This is a genomic window from Agromyces allii (assembly GCF_009749385.1).
Taxonomy (GTDB): domain Bacteria; phylum Actinomycetota; class Actinomycetes; order Actinomycetales; family Microbacteriaceae; genus Agromyces; species Agromyces allii.
In genome coordinates this window covers 267,051-281,505 of record NZ_WBIN01000008.1, presented here as the reverse complement: position 1 = coordinate 281,505, position 14,455 = coordinate 267,051, and the positions used below count along the sequence as shown (strand labels likewise).

12 protein-coding genes are annotated in these 14,455 nt (G+C 72.8%); 3 read left to right on the top strand and 9 right to left on the bottom strand.

All coding sequences use genetic code 11. The features are described 5' to 3' along the window. Window positions 1-56 precede the first annotated feature (56 nt). On the bottom strand, window positions 57-452 hold the full coding sequence (locus GQR16_RS12285; protein WP_157415429.1) for a nuclear transport factor 2 family protein: 396 nt from the start codon (window positions 450-452) through the stop codon (window positions 57-59). 186 nt (window positions 453-638) lie between these two features. On the opposite strand from GQR16_RS12285, the gene GQR16_RS12280 reads away from it, so the two are divergent. Beyond that, window positions 639-2,201, top strand: a complete 1,563-nt coding sequence (locus GQR16_RS12280) for a carboxylesterase/lipase family protein (protein ID WP_157415428.1) — start codon at window positions 639-641, stop codon at window positions 2,199-2,201. A gap of 30 nt (window positions 2,202-2,231) precedes the next feature. Here the strand turns inward: GQR16_RS12280 and GQR16_RS12275 are convergent, their stop codons facing one another. From GQR16_RS12275 to GQR16_RS12245, 7 genes are all read right to left on the bottom strand, one after another. Continuing rightward, window positions 2,232-2,792, bottom strand: a complete 561-nt coding sequence (locus tag GQR16_RS12275) for a hypothetical protein (RefSeq protein WP_157415427.1) — start codon at window positions 2,790-2,792, stop codon at window positions 2,232-2,234. Window positions 2,793-2,976: 184 nt separating this feature from the next. Next, entirely contained in the window at window positions 2,977-3,228 is a 252-nt protein-coding gene (locus GQR16_RS12270; RefSeq protein WP_157415426.1) for a hypothetical protein, read from the bottom strand. Between the two features lie 91 nt (window positions 3,229-3,319). Then, complete coding sequence (locus tag GQR16_RS12265; RefSeq protein WP_170298484.1) at window positions 3,320-5,119, bottom strand: alpha/beta fold hydrolase; 1,800 nt, start codon at window positions 5,117-5,119, stop codon at window positions 3,320-3,322. 71 nt (window positions 5,120-5,190) lie between these two features. Then, a complete protein-coding gene (locus GQR16_RS12260; protein WP_157415424.1) occupies window positions 5,191-7,350 on the bottom strand; it encodes a LuxR C-terminal-related transcriptional regulator in 2,160 nt (719 codons plus the stop codon). An 86-nt stretch (window positions 7,351-7,436) separates the two neighbouring features. Beyond that, window positions 7,437-7,637, bottom strand: a complete 201-nt coding sequence (locus GQR16_RS12255) for a hypothetical protein (protein ID WP_157415423.1) — start codon at window positions 7,635-7,637, stop codon at window positions 7,437-7,439. 79 nt (window positions 7,638-7,716) lie between these two features. Beyond that, window positions 7,717-8,592 (bottom strand): class I SAM-dependent methyltransferase, encoded by an 876-nt coding sequence (locus tag GQR16_RS12250; protein WP_157415422.1) that lies wholly within the window; start codon window positions 8,590-8,592, stop codon window positions 7,717-7,719. A 211-nt stretch (window positions 8,593-8,803) separates the two neighbouring features. Next, window positions 8,804-9,472 carry a TetR/AcrR family transcriptional regulator gene (locus GQR16_RS12245; RefSeq protein ID WP_170298483.1) on the bottom strand — a complete coding sequence of 223 codons (669 nt, stop codon included), beginning with the start codon at window positions 9,470-9,472 and terminating at the stop codon, window positions 8,804-8,806. A 67-nt stretch (window positions 9,473-9,539) separates the two neighbouring features. On the opposite strand from GQR16_RS12245, the gene GQR16_RS12240 reads away from it, so the two are divergent. Beyond that, window positions 9,540-10,934, top strand: coding sequence for an amidase (locus tag GQR16_RS12240; protein WP_157415420.1), 1,395 nt, complete (start codon window positions 9,540-9,542; stop codon window positions 10,932-10,934). Between the two features lie 12 nt (window positions 10,935-10,946). On the opposite strand, the gene GQR16_RS12235 is transcribed toward GQR16_RS12240, so the two are convergent. Further along, a complete protein-coding gene (locus GQR16_RS12235; RefSeq protein ID WP_157415419.1) occupies window positions 10,947-11,759 on the bottom strand; it encodes a DUF2306 domain-containing protein in 813 nt (270 codons plus the stop codon). Between the two features lie 207 nt (window positions 11,760-11,966). Here GQR16_RS12235 and GQR16_RS12230 point away from each other — a divergent pair, with 207 nt between their 5' ends. Continuing rightward, window positions 11,967-14,450: a hypothetical protein gene (locus GQR16_RS12230; protein ID WP_157415418.1), complete on the top strand. Its 2,484-nt coding sequence runs from the start codon at window positions 11,967-11,969 to the stop codon at window positions 14,448-14,450. Window positions 14,451-14,455: the final 5 nt, after the last annotated feature.

Sequence of the window (14,455 nt, the reverse complement as noted above, 5' to 3'; positions counted from 1 at the left end):
CGCGGAGTTCATCGCGATGTCCCGGACCCGCGTGCCGCCGAGGCGGGCGTCGTCGGTCAGCCGGCGTGGTCGGCGTGCCGGTGCACCACGTGCCAGCCGTCGGACTCGCGCCGGTAGACCTGGGTCGCGCGCAGCGTGAAGGTGCGCGCCTCGCCGTTGATCGACGTGGAGACGCGCTCGTAGCCGACGGTGTAGGCGAGGTCGCCGATGACGTCGAACGAGATCAGGTCGAACGCGTAGTCGGTGCAGTGCGAGAAGCTCGCCGAGAGCACCTCGAACGCCTCGACGAGCTCGGCACGGTCGGTGGCGTTGCGCCAGGCGCCGAGCACGCTGACGGGCTCGTGCTCGGACCAGACCGCGCGACGCGGCCCGTCGTCTCCGTCGTACATGGCGCGCTCGGCTCGCACGAACTCGCTCTGCACCCACACCAGGAACTGCTCACGGTCGCTCATGGTCTCAGGATCCTCTCGTCGGCGTTCGGGCACAATCACCGGGTTCGAACGCCCGGCGCCGGCTCGCGGCATCCGGTCTCGGATCGGGCGCCGCCTCGCGAGGCCCCGCCCCGCTCCCCTCGACTCTTCACCACTGGCGGTTCCCCGGTCGCGGGCCTTGAATGGGGTGGTGAGCCGCGTAGGGGCATGACCGCAGGCATCCGCACGGGCGACGGACTCGAGGTCCGCGTCACCGGGGGCGTCGTGCGCGGGGTGCGCGAGGGCGAGCTGCTCGCGTGGCGCGGCATGCCGTACGCGGCCCCGCCGACCGGCCCGCTCCGGTTCCGGGCGCCGGTTCCGGTGCGGGCATGGGGAGGCGTCCGCGCGGCGGGCGAGTTCGGCGCGATCGCCCCGCAGGCCCGGGTCGTGCGATTGGCGCGCCCGGCGACCGTGCTCGCGAAGACCGACGAGGACTGCCTGACGGTGAACGTGTCGGCCCTCGAGCGCGAGGCGGGCGCGCCCGCACTGCCGGTCATGGTGTTCGTGCACGGCGGCGGCTACAGCGCGGGCTCCTCGCGCGACTTCTCGGGCCAGGGCGAGAGCTTCGTGCGCAGTGGGCGGGTCGTCTACGTGAGCTTCAACTACCGCCTCGGCGCGCTCGGCTACCTCGACTTCACCCGGTACAGCACCGGGCGCCGAGCATTCGACGCCAACCTCGGGCTGCGCGACCAGGTCGCGGTCCTTCGCTGGGTGCGCCGGAACATCGCTGCGTTCGGCGGGGATCCGACGCGGGTCACGATCTTCGGCGAGTCGGCCGGGGGCAACGCGATCACCACGCTCATGACGATGCCGTCGGTGCGCGGACTCTTCTCCGGGGCCATCGCGCAGAGCCCGCCGCCCGACGCGGTCTACCCGCGGGAGCTCTCGGCGCGATGGGCCGCCGAGTACCTCGCGCTCCTGCGTGAGGCCGTGCGGGAGGTCGCACCGGAACGCGTCGCCGCGCCGCCGGAGCGGCTCCTGGCGGGCGCCGACGCAGACGACCTCGTCGCGGCATCCGTCGCCCTGCAGGTGCGAACTCCCGACCTCTACCCCGGAGCGTTCTGCTTCGCCCCGGTCATCGATGGCACGGTCGTGCCCGAGCGGCCGTTCGTCGCCTTCCGCGAGGGCCGTGCGCACCGCGTGCCGCTCGTCATCGGCACGAACGACCGCGAGGGGTCGATCTTCCGGGGCCGCGTCGACATCCTGCCGCGCACGCCGAGTCGCATCGCCGACCTCTTCGCCCGAGCCCCCGGGCATGCGCGGCAGGTGATGCGCGACGTGTGGCCCGACCTTCCGGCCCGGCGTTCAGCGGCGGACTTCGGCGGCGACTACGGCTTCTGGTACCCGAGCACGCGGGTGGCCGACACGGGATCGCGGTATGCGCCCGTCTGGTCGTACCGGTTCGACTTCGCGCCGCGACTGCTCAAGCTCGTCGGACTCGACGCGACCCACGGCGTCGAGATGTTCGCCCTCTTCGACCGCACCGACGTACCCCTCGCCCGCGTCATCACCTCGCTCGGCGGTTACGAGGAGTACGCGGCCGCGGGCGAGCGGATGCGGCATCGCTGGCTGCACTTCGTCGAGCACGGCGACCCCGGGCCGGCCTGGCCCCGTTACGACGAGACCACCCGCTCGACGCTCGTGATCGACGCCTCGGATCGCATCGAATCCGATCCGCGGGCGGAGCGCCGTCGCGCGTGGGATGCGTTCATGCCGGCGCTCGCCGGGTGACTCGCCGCTGGTCGTGCGGCGCCCGCGAGGTCAGGGGAGGGTCGAGACGACCTGCGGCGTCGGGAACCCGAGTTCGGTCCACTCGGCGTACGTGATCGCGCGCAGCGTCGGCACGTACGTCGAGCCCAGCGTGAACATGCGGCCGTAGATCGTCGCGCTGCCGTTGAGCTTGTAGAACTGTGCGTTCATCGCCACCGGGGCCGGTGATCCCATCGCCTGCCATTCGGCGAAGGTCAGCTTGTGCGCGCCGCACGGGGTGCTCGAGAACCGGGACGTGTCGGCGAAGATCTCGTGCGACGACGTCGAGTTCTTGTAGATGTACGACTTCTCGCGGGCGAACTGCTGGCTCGTGGTGACCGCCGGGTAGCCGAGCGCCTTCCACCGGTCGGCCGAGACGTAGCTCGTGCCGCCGCCGTTGGAGGCCGCATCGACCTGGAAGACGCAGACCTCCCATGGCGCCTTGTAGAGGCCCTGCGCAAGCGGGGCGGCCTGGGCGATCGACGGCGTGCCGAGCACGAGCGCGATCGACGCGGCGATCGCGGAGGCGGTGCCGGCGATGCGGCGGCGGGGCGATGCGGCGTTCGTGGACAAGGGAACTCCTCTCGGCCGGAGGCCCGGCACGGCGGTCAGGTTAGCTGCGGCCTGCGGCGGGCGTCGACGGGGAGGACTGCCCACTTGGCAGACCGCCGATGACGCCGGGTCTGCTGATCCGGCCGGCATCCGTACGGCATGGAGCGACGCGAAGCCGGCCCTCGTCGGTTCGGGTCGGCTGCAGTCAGGGCGTCGCGACCGTGAGACTCGCGAGGATCGCCGACTCGCGGTGCTCGTCGTGCACGCCGCGGGCGAGGTCGAACGCCTCGACGAGCTCGGCACGGTCGGTGGCGTTGCGCCAGGCGCCGAGCACGCTGACGGGCTCGTGCTCGGACCAGACCGCGCGACGCGGCCCGTCGTCTCCGTCGTACATGGCGCGCTCGGCTCGCACGAACTCGCTCTGCACCCACACCAGGAACTGCTCACGGTCGCTCATGGTCTCAGGATCCTCTCGTCGGCGTTCGGGCACAATCACCGGGCACGATCACCGGGCACGATCACCGGGCGCGCGCCCGCGGCATCCGTCGTCAGATCGAGCGCAGCAGCGCCCAGATCGCGGTCGCCGCACCGACCCCGGTGCCGACGGCGACCTTGGCGCCCTTGGCCCGCCCGAGCCGCACGAGGCCCGTCGCGCCGAGTGCACCGACCCCGATGACCGCACCCCACGCGATCGGCGGCAGGCCGACGAAGCGGCTGAGCCAGTCGAAGGGGGCCGACGCCTCGAACTCCTCGTTCCACCGCCGTGGCGGGCCCTCGGAATCGTCGGTGTAGGGGGTCGAACTCGTCCCCTTCGCGACGAACTCGGCGATGCGGTCCAACTGCTCGTCGGTCGCGAGCGCGGCACCGTGCCCGCCCTTGACCGTGCGGGCCTGATCGATCGGCCACGGGGCCGTGTTCTCGAAGCCCGAGAGCCCGGCGGTGCCGATGTCGACGCTGCCGAGGCCGCGGAGCAGCGAGCACAGCACGCCGACGGGCACGTCGGTCACGCCGCGGTCGCTGCGCACGTGCCCCTTGGTCCAGCTGCCGTTCGTCCACCGCCCGACCTGCCGATTGCGGAACAGGCCGTCCCAGTCGAATCGACGGGGCAGCACGGTGCCCGCGAGGTAGATGCGCTCGAACCGCATCGACGGCACCCGTCCGAGCGACTGCGCCATCATGTACGTGCCGTTCGAGTGCCCGGCGAACACGAACTCGTCTGGGTGGCGACTCGCGTAGGCGTCGCCGTAGATCTTGAGGAACTCGTGCACCTTGCGCCTTCGCGTGCCGGGAAGCGCGAACTCCATGGCGGTGAAGTAGCCGGTGTCGGGGCTCACGATCATCGCCTTCGGATCGAGTGTCCCGACCTTCGTGCCGAGGTCCTGCACCCAGCTCCGCAGTGCCGATGCGCGGATGCCGTGCAGGATGAACGCGGTCGGGCCGTCTTCGCGGGGTGTCGCCTGCCTGCGCCGTTCGTCGTCGCGACCGACGATCGCCGTGCGCACCTGCTCGTATCGTCGATCGGGATCGGGTGCGGTGTCGAGGCGGATGAGCCCGGGGTGGTCGGCGCCCGGGATCTCGTAGACCTGGGTGCCCGGCATGAACCGCTGGTCGAGGATGTCCTCGTGCGTGACGAGCGAGTCCTCGGTGCCGAGCACCTGCACGACCGTCGGACGCTCGGCCTCGGTCTGGAACGCGTCGAGCCAGCGCAGTCGCAGGTCGGTGATCCAGTACCCGCCGGCCTGCACCTTCTCGATCGTGAAGTCGGCGAACGGGGTCGCGATCTCGTAGGCGAGGCGCCACGACAGCGGGTTGCCGGGCGCCTCGCGGCGGTACCCCGAGTTCGGGCTGCCGAGCAGCACGATCCGGCGCACGAGCGACGGCCAGCGGTGCGCCGACGCGGGCGGCTCGGCGCTCGCGACCTCCGGGTCGTTTCGAGCGTCGGATGCCGCGGCGCGGCCGAATGCGGCCTGCGAGGCGGTGCGAGCGGCCGAGGTGTCGACCGGCCCCGTGGCATCCGACGCGTCGTGCAGGTACGCCGCCCGGGCGAGCACGCCGCCGAAGCTGTGCCCGGCGAGGAGGATGCCGTCTGGCGGTTCGATGTCCTCGGAGAGCTCGCCCGCCCAGTCGCGGATCTGCGCCGCGAGCGAGCGCACGACCGAGTCGAGGTCGACGCGCGAGGTGGCGGTGAGGCCGTGCTCGAAGACGACGACCCGCCAGTTCGGGGCGAGGTCGCGGCGGAGGCGCCGGATGAGTTCGTCCCACGGCGGGCGGGCGCGCGTGCGCGGCGGCAATCCGGGGATGAACACCAGCAGGCCGTTCCGCACGTCGCGGATGTCGTCGCTCGTCATGCCGGACTCCTCTCGGGCCATGCCGGTGACGATTCCTCAGTTCACCGCTGCGCTCACGCTAGCGCAGGGCGTCAGTGCGTCGCGAGCGCGAGACTCGCGAGGATCGCCGACTCGCGGTGCTCGTCGTGCACGCCGCGCGCGAGGTCGAGCGCCTCGAGCAGGAGCGTCCGGCGCCCGGGCTCCGAGGGCGCCTGCTCGGCCTGCACCTGGAGGATGCGGATCCAGCAGCGGGCGTCGCCGAATCGCCGGAACTCGTGCACGAGCTCGTCGAGTTCGAGCGCGGCATCCGCCCGGCCGATGAGCTGCTGCACGAGGGCCGCGTGCGCGAGCTCGTGCTCGTTGTGCGAGGCGCGGGCGTAGTCGACGCATTCGGCGGCGAGCTCGGCGGCGCGGTCGAGGTCGAGGCCCGCCTCGGCGGCGGTCAGGGCGATCATGTAGCGGGCGTTGTTCACGTGCATCGCGTCGCCCGCGCGTCCGTAGTCGTGCATGGCCGCCGCGAAGTCGGCCATCGCCCGTTCGGGCGAGGTGGCGCGCAGGGCGACGCCGCGCATCTGCCGCGCGGCGGCGAGCTCCCAGTGGTCGCCGAGGCGTTCGGCGAGCGCCTCGGCCTCGGCGAGGCGTTCGAGCGCGGCATCCTGACGCTCGAGGTAGGCGTCGGCCATGCCGGCCAGGTGCAGTGCCGCGAGCCGGTCGCGGTCGTCGACGGCGACGGCGAGGGCGCGCTCGGCGAGCTCGGCGACGGCGTCGAGGTCGAGGAACGTGAGGGCCACGCCGAGCGCCAGCAGCTGCTGCGGCGTCGCGTCGGCGATCACGTCGGCGTCGTGCGCGACGGCGGCGAGGGTGCGCACGCTGTCGACGTCTGAGCCGTACTGCTCGACGCCGATGCCGAGCGACGACGCGAGGCTCAGGGCGGTCGGATGCCGCGTGGCCCGCGCCCAGCGCACGGCCGCGTTGACCTCGGGGCAGAGGATCTCCGACGCGTGCATCGCCTCGAGGCTGTCGTCGAGCCGCGCGCGCCGGGCGAAGGGCACGACGATCGCCTCGATGAACACGGCGTGCCGTTCGAGCACCTCGCGACTGACGTCCTCGTCGGTGCGGGCTCGCACGAAGTCGCGCAGCACCTCGAGCAGGCGGAACCGCCGAGGCGTGCCGCCGGTCGCGACGATGAGCGACTGGTCGAGCAACCGGATCACGGTGCCGTCGGCGCCCGGGTGCGTGACCGCGAGCGCGAGGTCCATGTCGAAGGTCCGGGGCAGCGCGGCGAGGCGGCGCAGCACGTCCTGCTCGTCGGCGTCGAGCAGGTCCCAGCTCCACTCGAAGGCGGTCTCGAGCGTGCGGTGGCGTCCGCCGGGCGCGGCGCGGTCGAGGGTCGCGAAGTCGCGTTCGAGGCGTTCGGCGAGTTCGGCGAGCGAGAGATGGCGGGCGACGGATGCCGCGAGCTCGATCGCCAGCGGGAGGCCGTCGAGTCGTGCGCAGATGCGTGCGGCCTGCGCGCGCTCGGCGCGGGTCGGCGGTGACGCGACCGCGCCGGGCCCGAGGCGTTCGAAGAACATCGCGACGGCGGAGGAGTGCGGGCCGTCGGCCGCGAGCGGGGCGAGCGAGACCACCGTCTCGGCCGCATCGCCGATGGGCGTGCGCGAGGTCGTGAGCACGCGGAGCGCCGGCGCGAGCACGGTCGCGCGCGCGACCACCTCGCCGACGGCGGCGCCCACGCGGTCGACGTTGTCGAGCACGAGCAGGTACGGGCGGGTTCCGAGCGAGGTCGCGACGGCGCCGAGCGCATCGACGCCCGTGGCCGACTCCAGGTCGAGCGACCGCGAGATGCGGGCGACGACGTCGACGGGTTCCGCATGTTCGAGCTCGACGACCACGGGCACACCGCCGGACGTGCGGGCGAACTCGAGTGCGAGCCGGGTCTTGCCGACCCCGCCCGGACCGGTCACCGTCACCCAGTGGTGCGCGTCGACCGCCTCGCCCAGCCGGCCGAGGTCGGCCTCGCGCCCGACGAACGCGTTCTCGGGCACCGTCACGGAGGTCTCGCGCAGGCCGATCGACGCGGCGACGAGCTCTGCGCGCGTCTCGGCGTCGAGCTTGCGACGCAGGCTCGCGATGTGGCTCTCGACCGTGCGGACCGAGATGAACATCTCGGAGGCGATCTCTGGGTTGTTCAAGCGCCGCTCGATGGCGGCGAGCACGGCTCGTTCGCGCGGTGTCAGACGCGGGTTCGACACGGCGACATTCTAGGACCGACACGGACGGGCGGCACCAGTGCGATCCCTCGCACTGATGCCGCCCGTCCGTTCCGGGGATGCGGCCGTCAGGCGACGGCGGCCGCAGGGGCGCCAGCCCTGGTCGCGGCCGGAGCCGCGGCATCCGCCCCCCGTGCCTCGACGACGTTCGCGGCGGTGATCTCCGCGGCTCGCTCGAGGGCGATGCGGCGCCGTTCGAGGTCGCGCATCATGGCCGCCTCGCCGGCCGACTGGATCTCGTGCACCCAGAAGTGATCGCTGAGGTTCACGGGTGGCTCCTTCTTCATCGAATCGTGTTGCGGATGTTGCAGATGTTGCGGTGTTGCGCGTCGCGCGGGCGGCGCCCGCTCAGCAGCGGGTCGCGGTGACGAGCAGGTACTCCCAGTGCATGGCGCCGGTCGCGCCCGCCCGGAGTTCCTCGTCGCCGTGCGCGGCGAGCGCCTCGTCGAGCGCCCGTACGGCCTCGGGGTCGCCGGCGATGCGGTTGTAGACCGCGATCGTCGGGCCGTAGTTGGTCTTGAAGTAGTCGCGGAACTCGGCGCCGCTCGCGAACCGGTCGATCTCGACCGTGTCCTTCACGGCCACGACGTCGGTGACACGGGCCTGTTCGCCGCTCTCTCCCGCGAACAGCGAGCGCACGTGCGCCTCGTCGCCCCATCGCGGGGCGGGCGTCGCGCCCTCGGGCAGCGGCGGGGCGTACGGCTTCATGACCCCGAACATGCGGCCGATGAAGCCCTCGGGCGTCCAGCTCAGGATGCCGATGCGTCCGCCGGGGTGCACGACGCGAAGCAGTTCGTCGGTCGCGGCCTCGTGGTGCGGGGCGAACATGATCCCGACGGTCGAGATCGCGGTGTCGAACGCGGCATCCTCGAAGGGGAGGTCCTCGGCGTCGGCCTCGCGCCATTCGACCTCGACGCCGGCCTCGGCGGCCTTGCGGCGCCCGACGGTGAAGAGCTCGGGGGCGAGGTCGCTCGCGACGACCTCTGCGCCGGCCTCGGCGGCCGGGATCGAGGCGTTGCCGCTGCCGGCCGCGATGTCGAGCACGCGGTCGCCCTCGTGCACGCCCGTCGCGGCGACGACGCGCGGCCCGAGGCTCCAGATGAGGTCGGAGGCGAGCGTCGGGTAGTCGCCCGACGCCCACATGCTGCGGTGCTTGGCCTTGAGTTCGCGATCCGCGTCGGTTGCGGTGATCGGGGTTGCAGTGGTCGGGGTGGTGCTGGTCATGCGGTGCTCCTTGGTCGGTGGCCCGTCGAAGCGACGCGGCCGTGGTGACTGATGGAGCGAGTGTCGCGGCGGGCGCACGGTGCCGCATCCGTGCCGTGCACGGAGATCTGCACGGAGGCTCCCGCCGGTCGAGGAGCGGACCCTTTCGAGGACAGGGAGCGGCGGGCCGGGATTCGAGGCTGCAGCGACCCGCCCTCGACCGGCATCGAAATCAGGCGGGCTGCACCAGCGTCGCGTCGAGACCCGCGATGAGGGCTTCGAGACCGTGGTCGAACGTCGCGAGCTCGCGCATGCCCGCGAGATCGCCCGCTTCGGGTGCATCGGGCGCACCGGATGCCGCGGCGCCCCGCGCTGCGGCCCGGCCCTCGGGTCGGCTGCGCGCCCAGACCACGAGGAACCCGGTGGCGTAGGCGTCGACGATGCCGAGGATCTGGCGCGCCTGCTCGGGTCGGAGCCCGCTGCGCTCGAGGCCGGCGATCACGGTGGCGAGGTGCGGCGCGACCGGGGTCGTGTCGTAGGGCGCGAGTGCGAGCAGCTCGAACGAGCGGGGCAGGGCGACCGCGAGCTCGCGATATGCCCGGAGGGTCCGCCGCACGGACTCCTGCCACGATTCGCCCGCAACCTCGTGCAGTCCGAGCCGCTCGATGAGTCGGGCGACGATGGCGTCGACGAGGTCGTCGCGATTGCGCACGTGCGTGTAGAGGCTCATCGGCGCGCAGCCGAGCTCGGCGGCGAGGCGGCGCATCGTGAGCGCGTCGAGGCCGTCGCGCTCGGCCAGGGCGATCGCGGCCGTGGTGACGTCGGTGCGCGTCATCGTCGGTCGGGCCGCGGCCTGGGTGGCTGCGGATCGGTCTGCGGATGCCTCTTGACGTGACGCCATGCGTGCAAGAGTATCGTCCGTACACTGTACGGAACCGTACGGCGTACGCATGTCTGAAAGGGCACCCATGGATCTGTTCCGACTCACCGCCACCCGCGCATCCGAGCTCCTCCGACGCCGCGAGCTCTCGCCCGTCGACCTGCTCGAATCGGTGCTCGCCCGCACCGCGGCGACCGAGCCGAAGATCAACGCCATCACCGAGCAGTGGGTCGACGATGCGCGGGCGCGCGCCGCGGCATCCGAAGCCCGGTTCGCCGCGGGTCGCGCCGTCGGCGCGCTCGAGGGCGTCCCGCTGATGCTGAAGGACGAGCAGCCGATCGCCGGTCACCTGCTCGAAGACGGATGCCTGCTCGAACGAGGCAACGTCGCGACCGAGACGCACCCGATCGTCGAGCGCATCCAGGCGGCCGGCGCGGTCGTGCACGCCCGCACCACGACCCCCGAGTACTGCTGCGCACCCGTGACGCACTCGAAGCTCTGGGGCGTGACGCGCAACCCGTGGAACCCCGACTTCACGCCCGGCGGCTCGTCGGGCGGCTCGGGCGCCGTGCTCGCGGCCGGATCGACGCTGCTCGCCACGGGCTCCGACATCGGCGGCTCGATCCGCATCCCGGCGTCGTTCTGCGGCGTCGTCGGCTTCAAGCCGCCCTTCGGCCGGGTGCCGGGCATGGCGCCGTTCAACTCCGACACGTACTGCGCCGACGGTCCGATGGGCCGCAGCGTCGCGGATGTCGCGCTGCTCCAGAACGTCATCTCGGGCCCGTGGGTCGGCGACGCGGCGTCACTGCGAGAGGTCTCGGCGGTGTCGGGTGAGATCGGGTCGCTCAGCGGCATCCGCATCGCCCTCTGCCTCGACCTCGGCGGCTACGACGTCGACCCGGCCATCGAGGCGAACACGCGGGCCGTCGGCGCCGCACTCGTCGCGGCCGGCGCCGTCGTCGACCTCGTCGAGCTGCCGTGGGGGCCCGAGCGCACGCTCGCCACCGCGTGGCCGCATTTCGGCGCCGTCATGGGACCGTTCATCGAGGCGATCGCCGAGGGCGACCCGGCGCGCGCCGACCAGCTCATGCCGTACACGCGCGCCTTCGCCGCGTCGGCGGCGACCGGCGGCGACTACGTGTCGGGCCTCGAAGCCGAGTCGGCGTTCTACCGACCCTTCGCCGAGCTCATGACCGACTACGACGTGCTGATCTGCCCGACGATCGCGACCACCGGGCTCGCCGCCGACGAACCGTGCATCGACAGCGCGGCGGTGTTCTCGAAGCTCATGACCCTGCCGTTCAACGTCATCGGCCGGGTGCCCGTGCTCGCCGTGCCGTCGGGACGCGCGCCCAACGGCGTGCCGACGGGCGTGCAGATCGTCGGGCGCACCTACGACGACGCCGTGGTCTTCCGGGTCGGGGCCGCGCTCGAGCAGGAGCTCGGGCTCTGGACCGACGAGGCGTGGTGGCCGGCCGTGTAGTCCGGGCGGCGTTCAGCCCGCGGCAGGCAGCGCGACCGCTGCCGGCCGGAATGCCGGCCGCCCGCGACGAGCGATGAGCCACTCGGCCACCAGGAGGTTCGGCAGCCAGCAGAGGAACGGCACCGCGGCGTAGGCGTTCGCGAACACGGCGTCGAAGTCGAAGGCGCCGCTCGTGAACGGCAGCTGCGCCACGATGAGCAGGGGGATCCAGATGCGCAGGGTCACGGCCGCGTAGGTGAGGGCGAAGTTGCGCATCATCCACGCGCGGTGGCTCGCGACATCCCCTCGCCGGATCGCGCGGTAGGCGAGCGTGCCGGTGAGGAGCCACACGACGCCGAGCCCGCCGAACCCGAACAGGCCCACGAGGCCAGCATCGTTCACCGGCGCGATCACGAGCGCGGCGAGCCCGCCGATGCCGACGGCGGTGAGGTAGGTGCGGCCCGTCCAGCGGTGCACGCGCGGATGCCGCGTGCGGAGGCTGCGCCAGAACTGCAGCGGCCCGAGCACGAGCGCGAGTCCGCCGCCGACGATGTGGGCGTAGAGCGCGAGCTGGATCGGCCACGGCTGCTCGGCGTAGTTGCCTGCGAGTCCGCCGGACGGCGACTCGGCGAGCGAGCGCAGCGAGGCCGTGAGGTACGGCGTCACCGCGAACGCGGCGATCGCGAGCGACGACAGCAGCACCCAGACCCAGGCGATGCGGGTGCCGAGACGGGCCGCGGGCTGCGCTGCAGGGGCAGGGGCGGGGGCAGGGGCGGTGGGATCGACGGTGCCGGTCGGGTCGGATGCCGCGGGCGGCTGCGATGCGCCGGTGCTCGTGGTGGTCATGGTCGCACGGTACGAGTGCGCGGCCGGTGCGGATATCGGGTCAACCCCCGGGTCGGGCCGGGGGATCGCGCGCCGGGGGATCGCGCCATGCGGGCGACCTCGTACCCCGGCCGGCCGCAGGTCAGGGACAGCCCCCACGCCGTTCAGGGTCCGCACCGACGCGGCTCCCGCGCTCGCGCGCGAGGGTCGGCCGTAGGCGGACCCACCATGAACCAGCGCATCCTCGCCCCAGCTCGGAACCGAAGGTCGGCAGCGACCATCGCGATCCTCGGCGCGCTCGCCGTGGCGTTGAGCGGGTGCGCGAGCCCGAGCGCCGCGGGCGGCGCGGCCGACGCCGGCGGCATGAGCGACTGGGCCTCGTCGATCGGCACCCGATGGGAGGGCTTCGTCGACGGCAACCTCGCTCCGCTCGCCGACACGGGCATCGCGATCGCCGCCTGGTGGCTCGGTCTCGCCGTGGCGGCGCGCATCGTGACGCTGCTGCCATGGGTCCGTGATCTGCGACTGACCCGCGCGACGGGACATCGCCTGCGCACCATCGGCTGGACGCTCCTCTTCGTGGCCCCGATCGCGACGGTGCTCGTGACGGTGTTCGCGAAGGACACCCTGCTCGTGTGGGTGCTCGTGGGCGGCGGCCTCGCGTGGCTCGCCGTCTGCGTGCTCGCGCCCGGTCTTGCGACGCGGTCGCGGATCGACGCGCACGTGATCTCGCCCGACGGCTCCACCAACGGGGCCTGGTCGATCGACGCGCTCCTCCAGATGCGCGACCTCAACGCCGACGACCCCGGCCACCGCGTCGACCGGCAGGACTCCCCGGACTTCAGCGAGTTCATCACCGTCGCCGACCGCAGCGGCAACGGCCTCGCGTCGGTGGCCGCATGGCTCGTGCAGGTGCTCTTCAACTCCTCGCCGTGGCTGCTGCAGGTGACCATGGTCGACGGGGCCTCGGCGATCGCGACGCTGCGCCGAAACGGCGTGCTCATCGGCGAGGTGCACCTCGCCCTCGACGCGCGGGGGTTCGTCTCGGCAGCGGATGCCGCGGCATCCGACCAGCATCGGAAGCTGCTCGCACTGGCGGCCGCGTACACGGCGATGACCATGGCGGAGCGCTACCCCGACGTGCGCGGGTTCTACCGGGCGACGAACTGGCGCTCGCTCGGATACCTCGGCGTCGCGCAGATGGCCGAGAACCGCGCCGAGCGCGACCACTACCTGAACCGGGCCGTCGAGGTCGAGCCGCGCAGCCTGCTCGTCGAGTACAACCGGGTGCAGGCCGAGTTCGAGGACTCGCGCGACCGCGTCGCGCTCGAGCAGCTCATGGACCGGCTCGAGCCCGTCGTCAACCAGGCCGCGTGGGTCTGCGACACCGAGCTCGTGTTCGGCGCACCGCCGCGCGACTGGCACGAGTACGTGCTGCGCGAACCGGTCGAGGGCGGCGCGTTCCGCGGCGAGCCGCGCCTGATGCTGCTGCGCACGCTCGTGCTCTACATGTCGGCGGCGCGCAACTGGGCCGCGCTCGTCGACCTCGACAGCACCCCGGATGCCGCGGACGACGAGCGTCGCGCCCGCATCCGCCGAGCCGCGGACCGTCTCGTGCGGCTGCTCGACGTCGAGACCGCGAAGCAGTCCGAGCTCAGCCGGCGCGAGGCGGTCGGCCGCATGCTGCGGGCGTCGGTGCGTCGTGATCGCCCAGCCGCGCGCGACGACTGGGATCGCCGGGTGCGACGCGACCGCGACCACGCAGAGGTCCTGCTGCGCATGCGTGCGAGGGCGGCGCTCTGCTACGTCATCTTCCACGAGGGGCAGCCGGGCCAGGAGTCGCTCGTCGCCGCCGCGGACCCCCCGCCGGACCGCGACGCCGATCAGGGCGCCGCCGACGCCGTGCCGACGCCGGAGCCGGTCGCGGTGGGGCCCCGTCTCGCACGCCCGCCGCGGCGGCCGGGGCCGACGCGCGAGCCGGTCGAGATCGTCGAACCCTGGCTCGCCGAGACCAAGGCGTCGGGTGAGATCGAGATCCGCTACTCGTACGCGTGCTACCTCGCCCGACGCTCGCGCACCGCGCAGGGCGACGTGCACACGCGCGTCGTGAAGGAGGCGGCCCGCAGGGTGGAGGCGGCCCGACTCGTCGACCAGTATCGCGACATGTCGGCCTGGGACCCCGAGCTGAAGCTGCTCGGGACCGAGGACCTCATGCGGGCGCTCGTGCTGCGGCCGATCGGATCGGCATGGGAGATCTCGCGCTTCCGCCACGTGCGCGGAGCGCTCGCCGGGCAGGGGATCCTCCAACCCGACGGGCTGGCCGCGGCATCCGGCCTCGACACCCTGCTCGAGTCGACCGAGATGCGCGGCGACGAGTTCGGCATGCTGCTCGACGCGTCGACGATGCTCCGCGTGACGGAGCAGACGGATGCCGGTGGCCTCGAGCCCGCGCAACGGCTGCGCGCCGCGCGGTACCTCATCGACGACGCGGCCTGCTCGGTGCGCTGCCTGCTCGTCCGCATGCAGCAGGATGCCGCCGAGGTCGCAGCAGAGGTCGCGGGCGCCGTCTTCTGGGTTCCGACGACCGATGAGCGCAACCGGGTCGGGCAGTTCCTCTCCGCGATGTGCGAACGCCTCGCGGAGGAGCGGGCCGCGGCCGAGGGCGCCGACGGTGCCGTCACCGCTGCCGTTGCTCCCGCGCCGGTCGAGTAGCGACC

What these genes read in the sequence shown, in the direction of transcription:
- GQR16_RS12285 (WP_157415429.1), bottom strand. Translation starts at nt 452, where the DNA reads ATGAGCGACCGTGAGCAGTTCCTGGTGTGGGTGCAGAGCGAGTTCGTG.
- GQR16_RS12280 (WP_157415428.1), top strand. Translation starts at nt 639, where the DNA reads ATGACCGCAGGCATCCGCACGGGCGACGGACTCGAGGTCCGCGTCACC.
- GQR16_RS12270 (WP_157415426.1), bottom strand. Translation starts at nt 3,228, where the DNA reads ATGAGCGACCGTGAGCAGTTCCTGGTGTGGGTGCAGAGCGAGTTCGTG.
- GQR16_RS12265 (WP_170298484.1), bottom strand. Translation starts at nt 5,119, where the DNA reads ATGACGAGCGACGACATCCGCGACGTGCGGAACGGCCTGCTGGTGTTC.
- GQR16_RS12250 (WP_157415422.1), bottom strand. Translation starts at nt 8,592, where the DNA reads ATGACCAGCACCACCCCGACCACTGCAACCCCGATCACCGCAACCGAC.
- GQR16_RS12245 (WP_170298483.1), bottom strand. Translation starts at nt 9,472, where the DNA reads ATGGCGTCACGTCAAGAGGCATCCGCAGACCGATCCGCAGCCACCCAG.
- GQR16_RS12240 (WP_157415420.1), top strand. Translation starts at nt 9,540, where the DNA reads ATGGATCTGTTCCGACTCACCGCCACCCGCGCATCCGAGCTCCTCCGA.
- GQR16_RS12235 (WP_157415419.1), bottom strand. Translation starts at nt 11,759, where the DNA reads ATGACCACCACGAGCACCGGCGCATCGCAGCCGCCCGCGGCATCCGAC.
- GQR16_RS12230 (WP_157415418.1), top strand. Translation starts at nt 11,967, where the DNA reads ATGAACCAGCGCATCCTCGCCCCAGCTCGGAACCGAAGGTCGGCAGCG.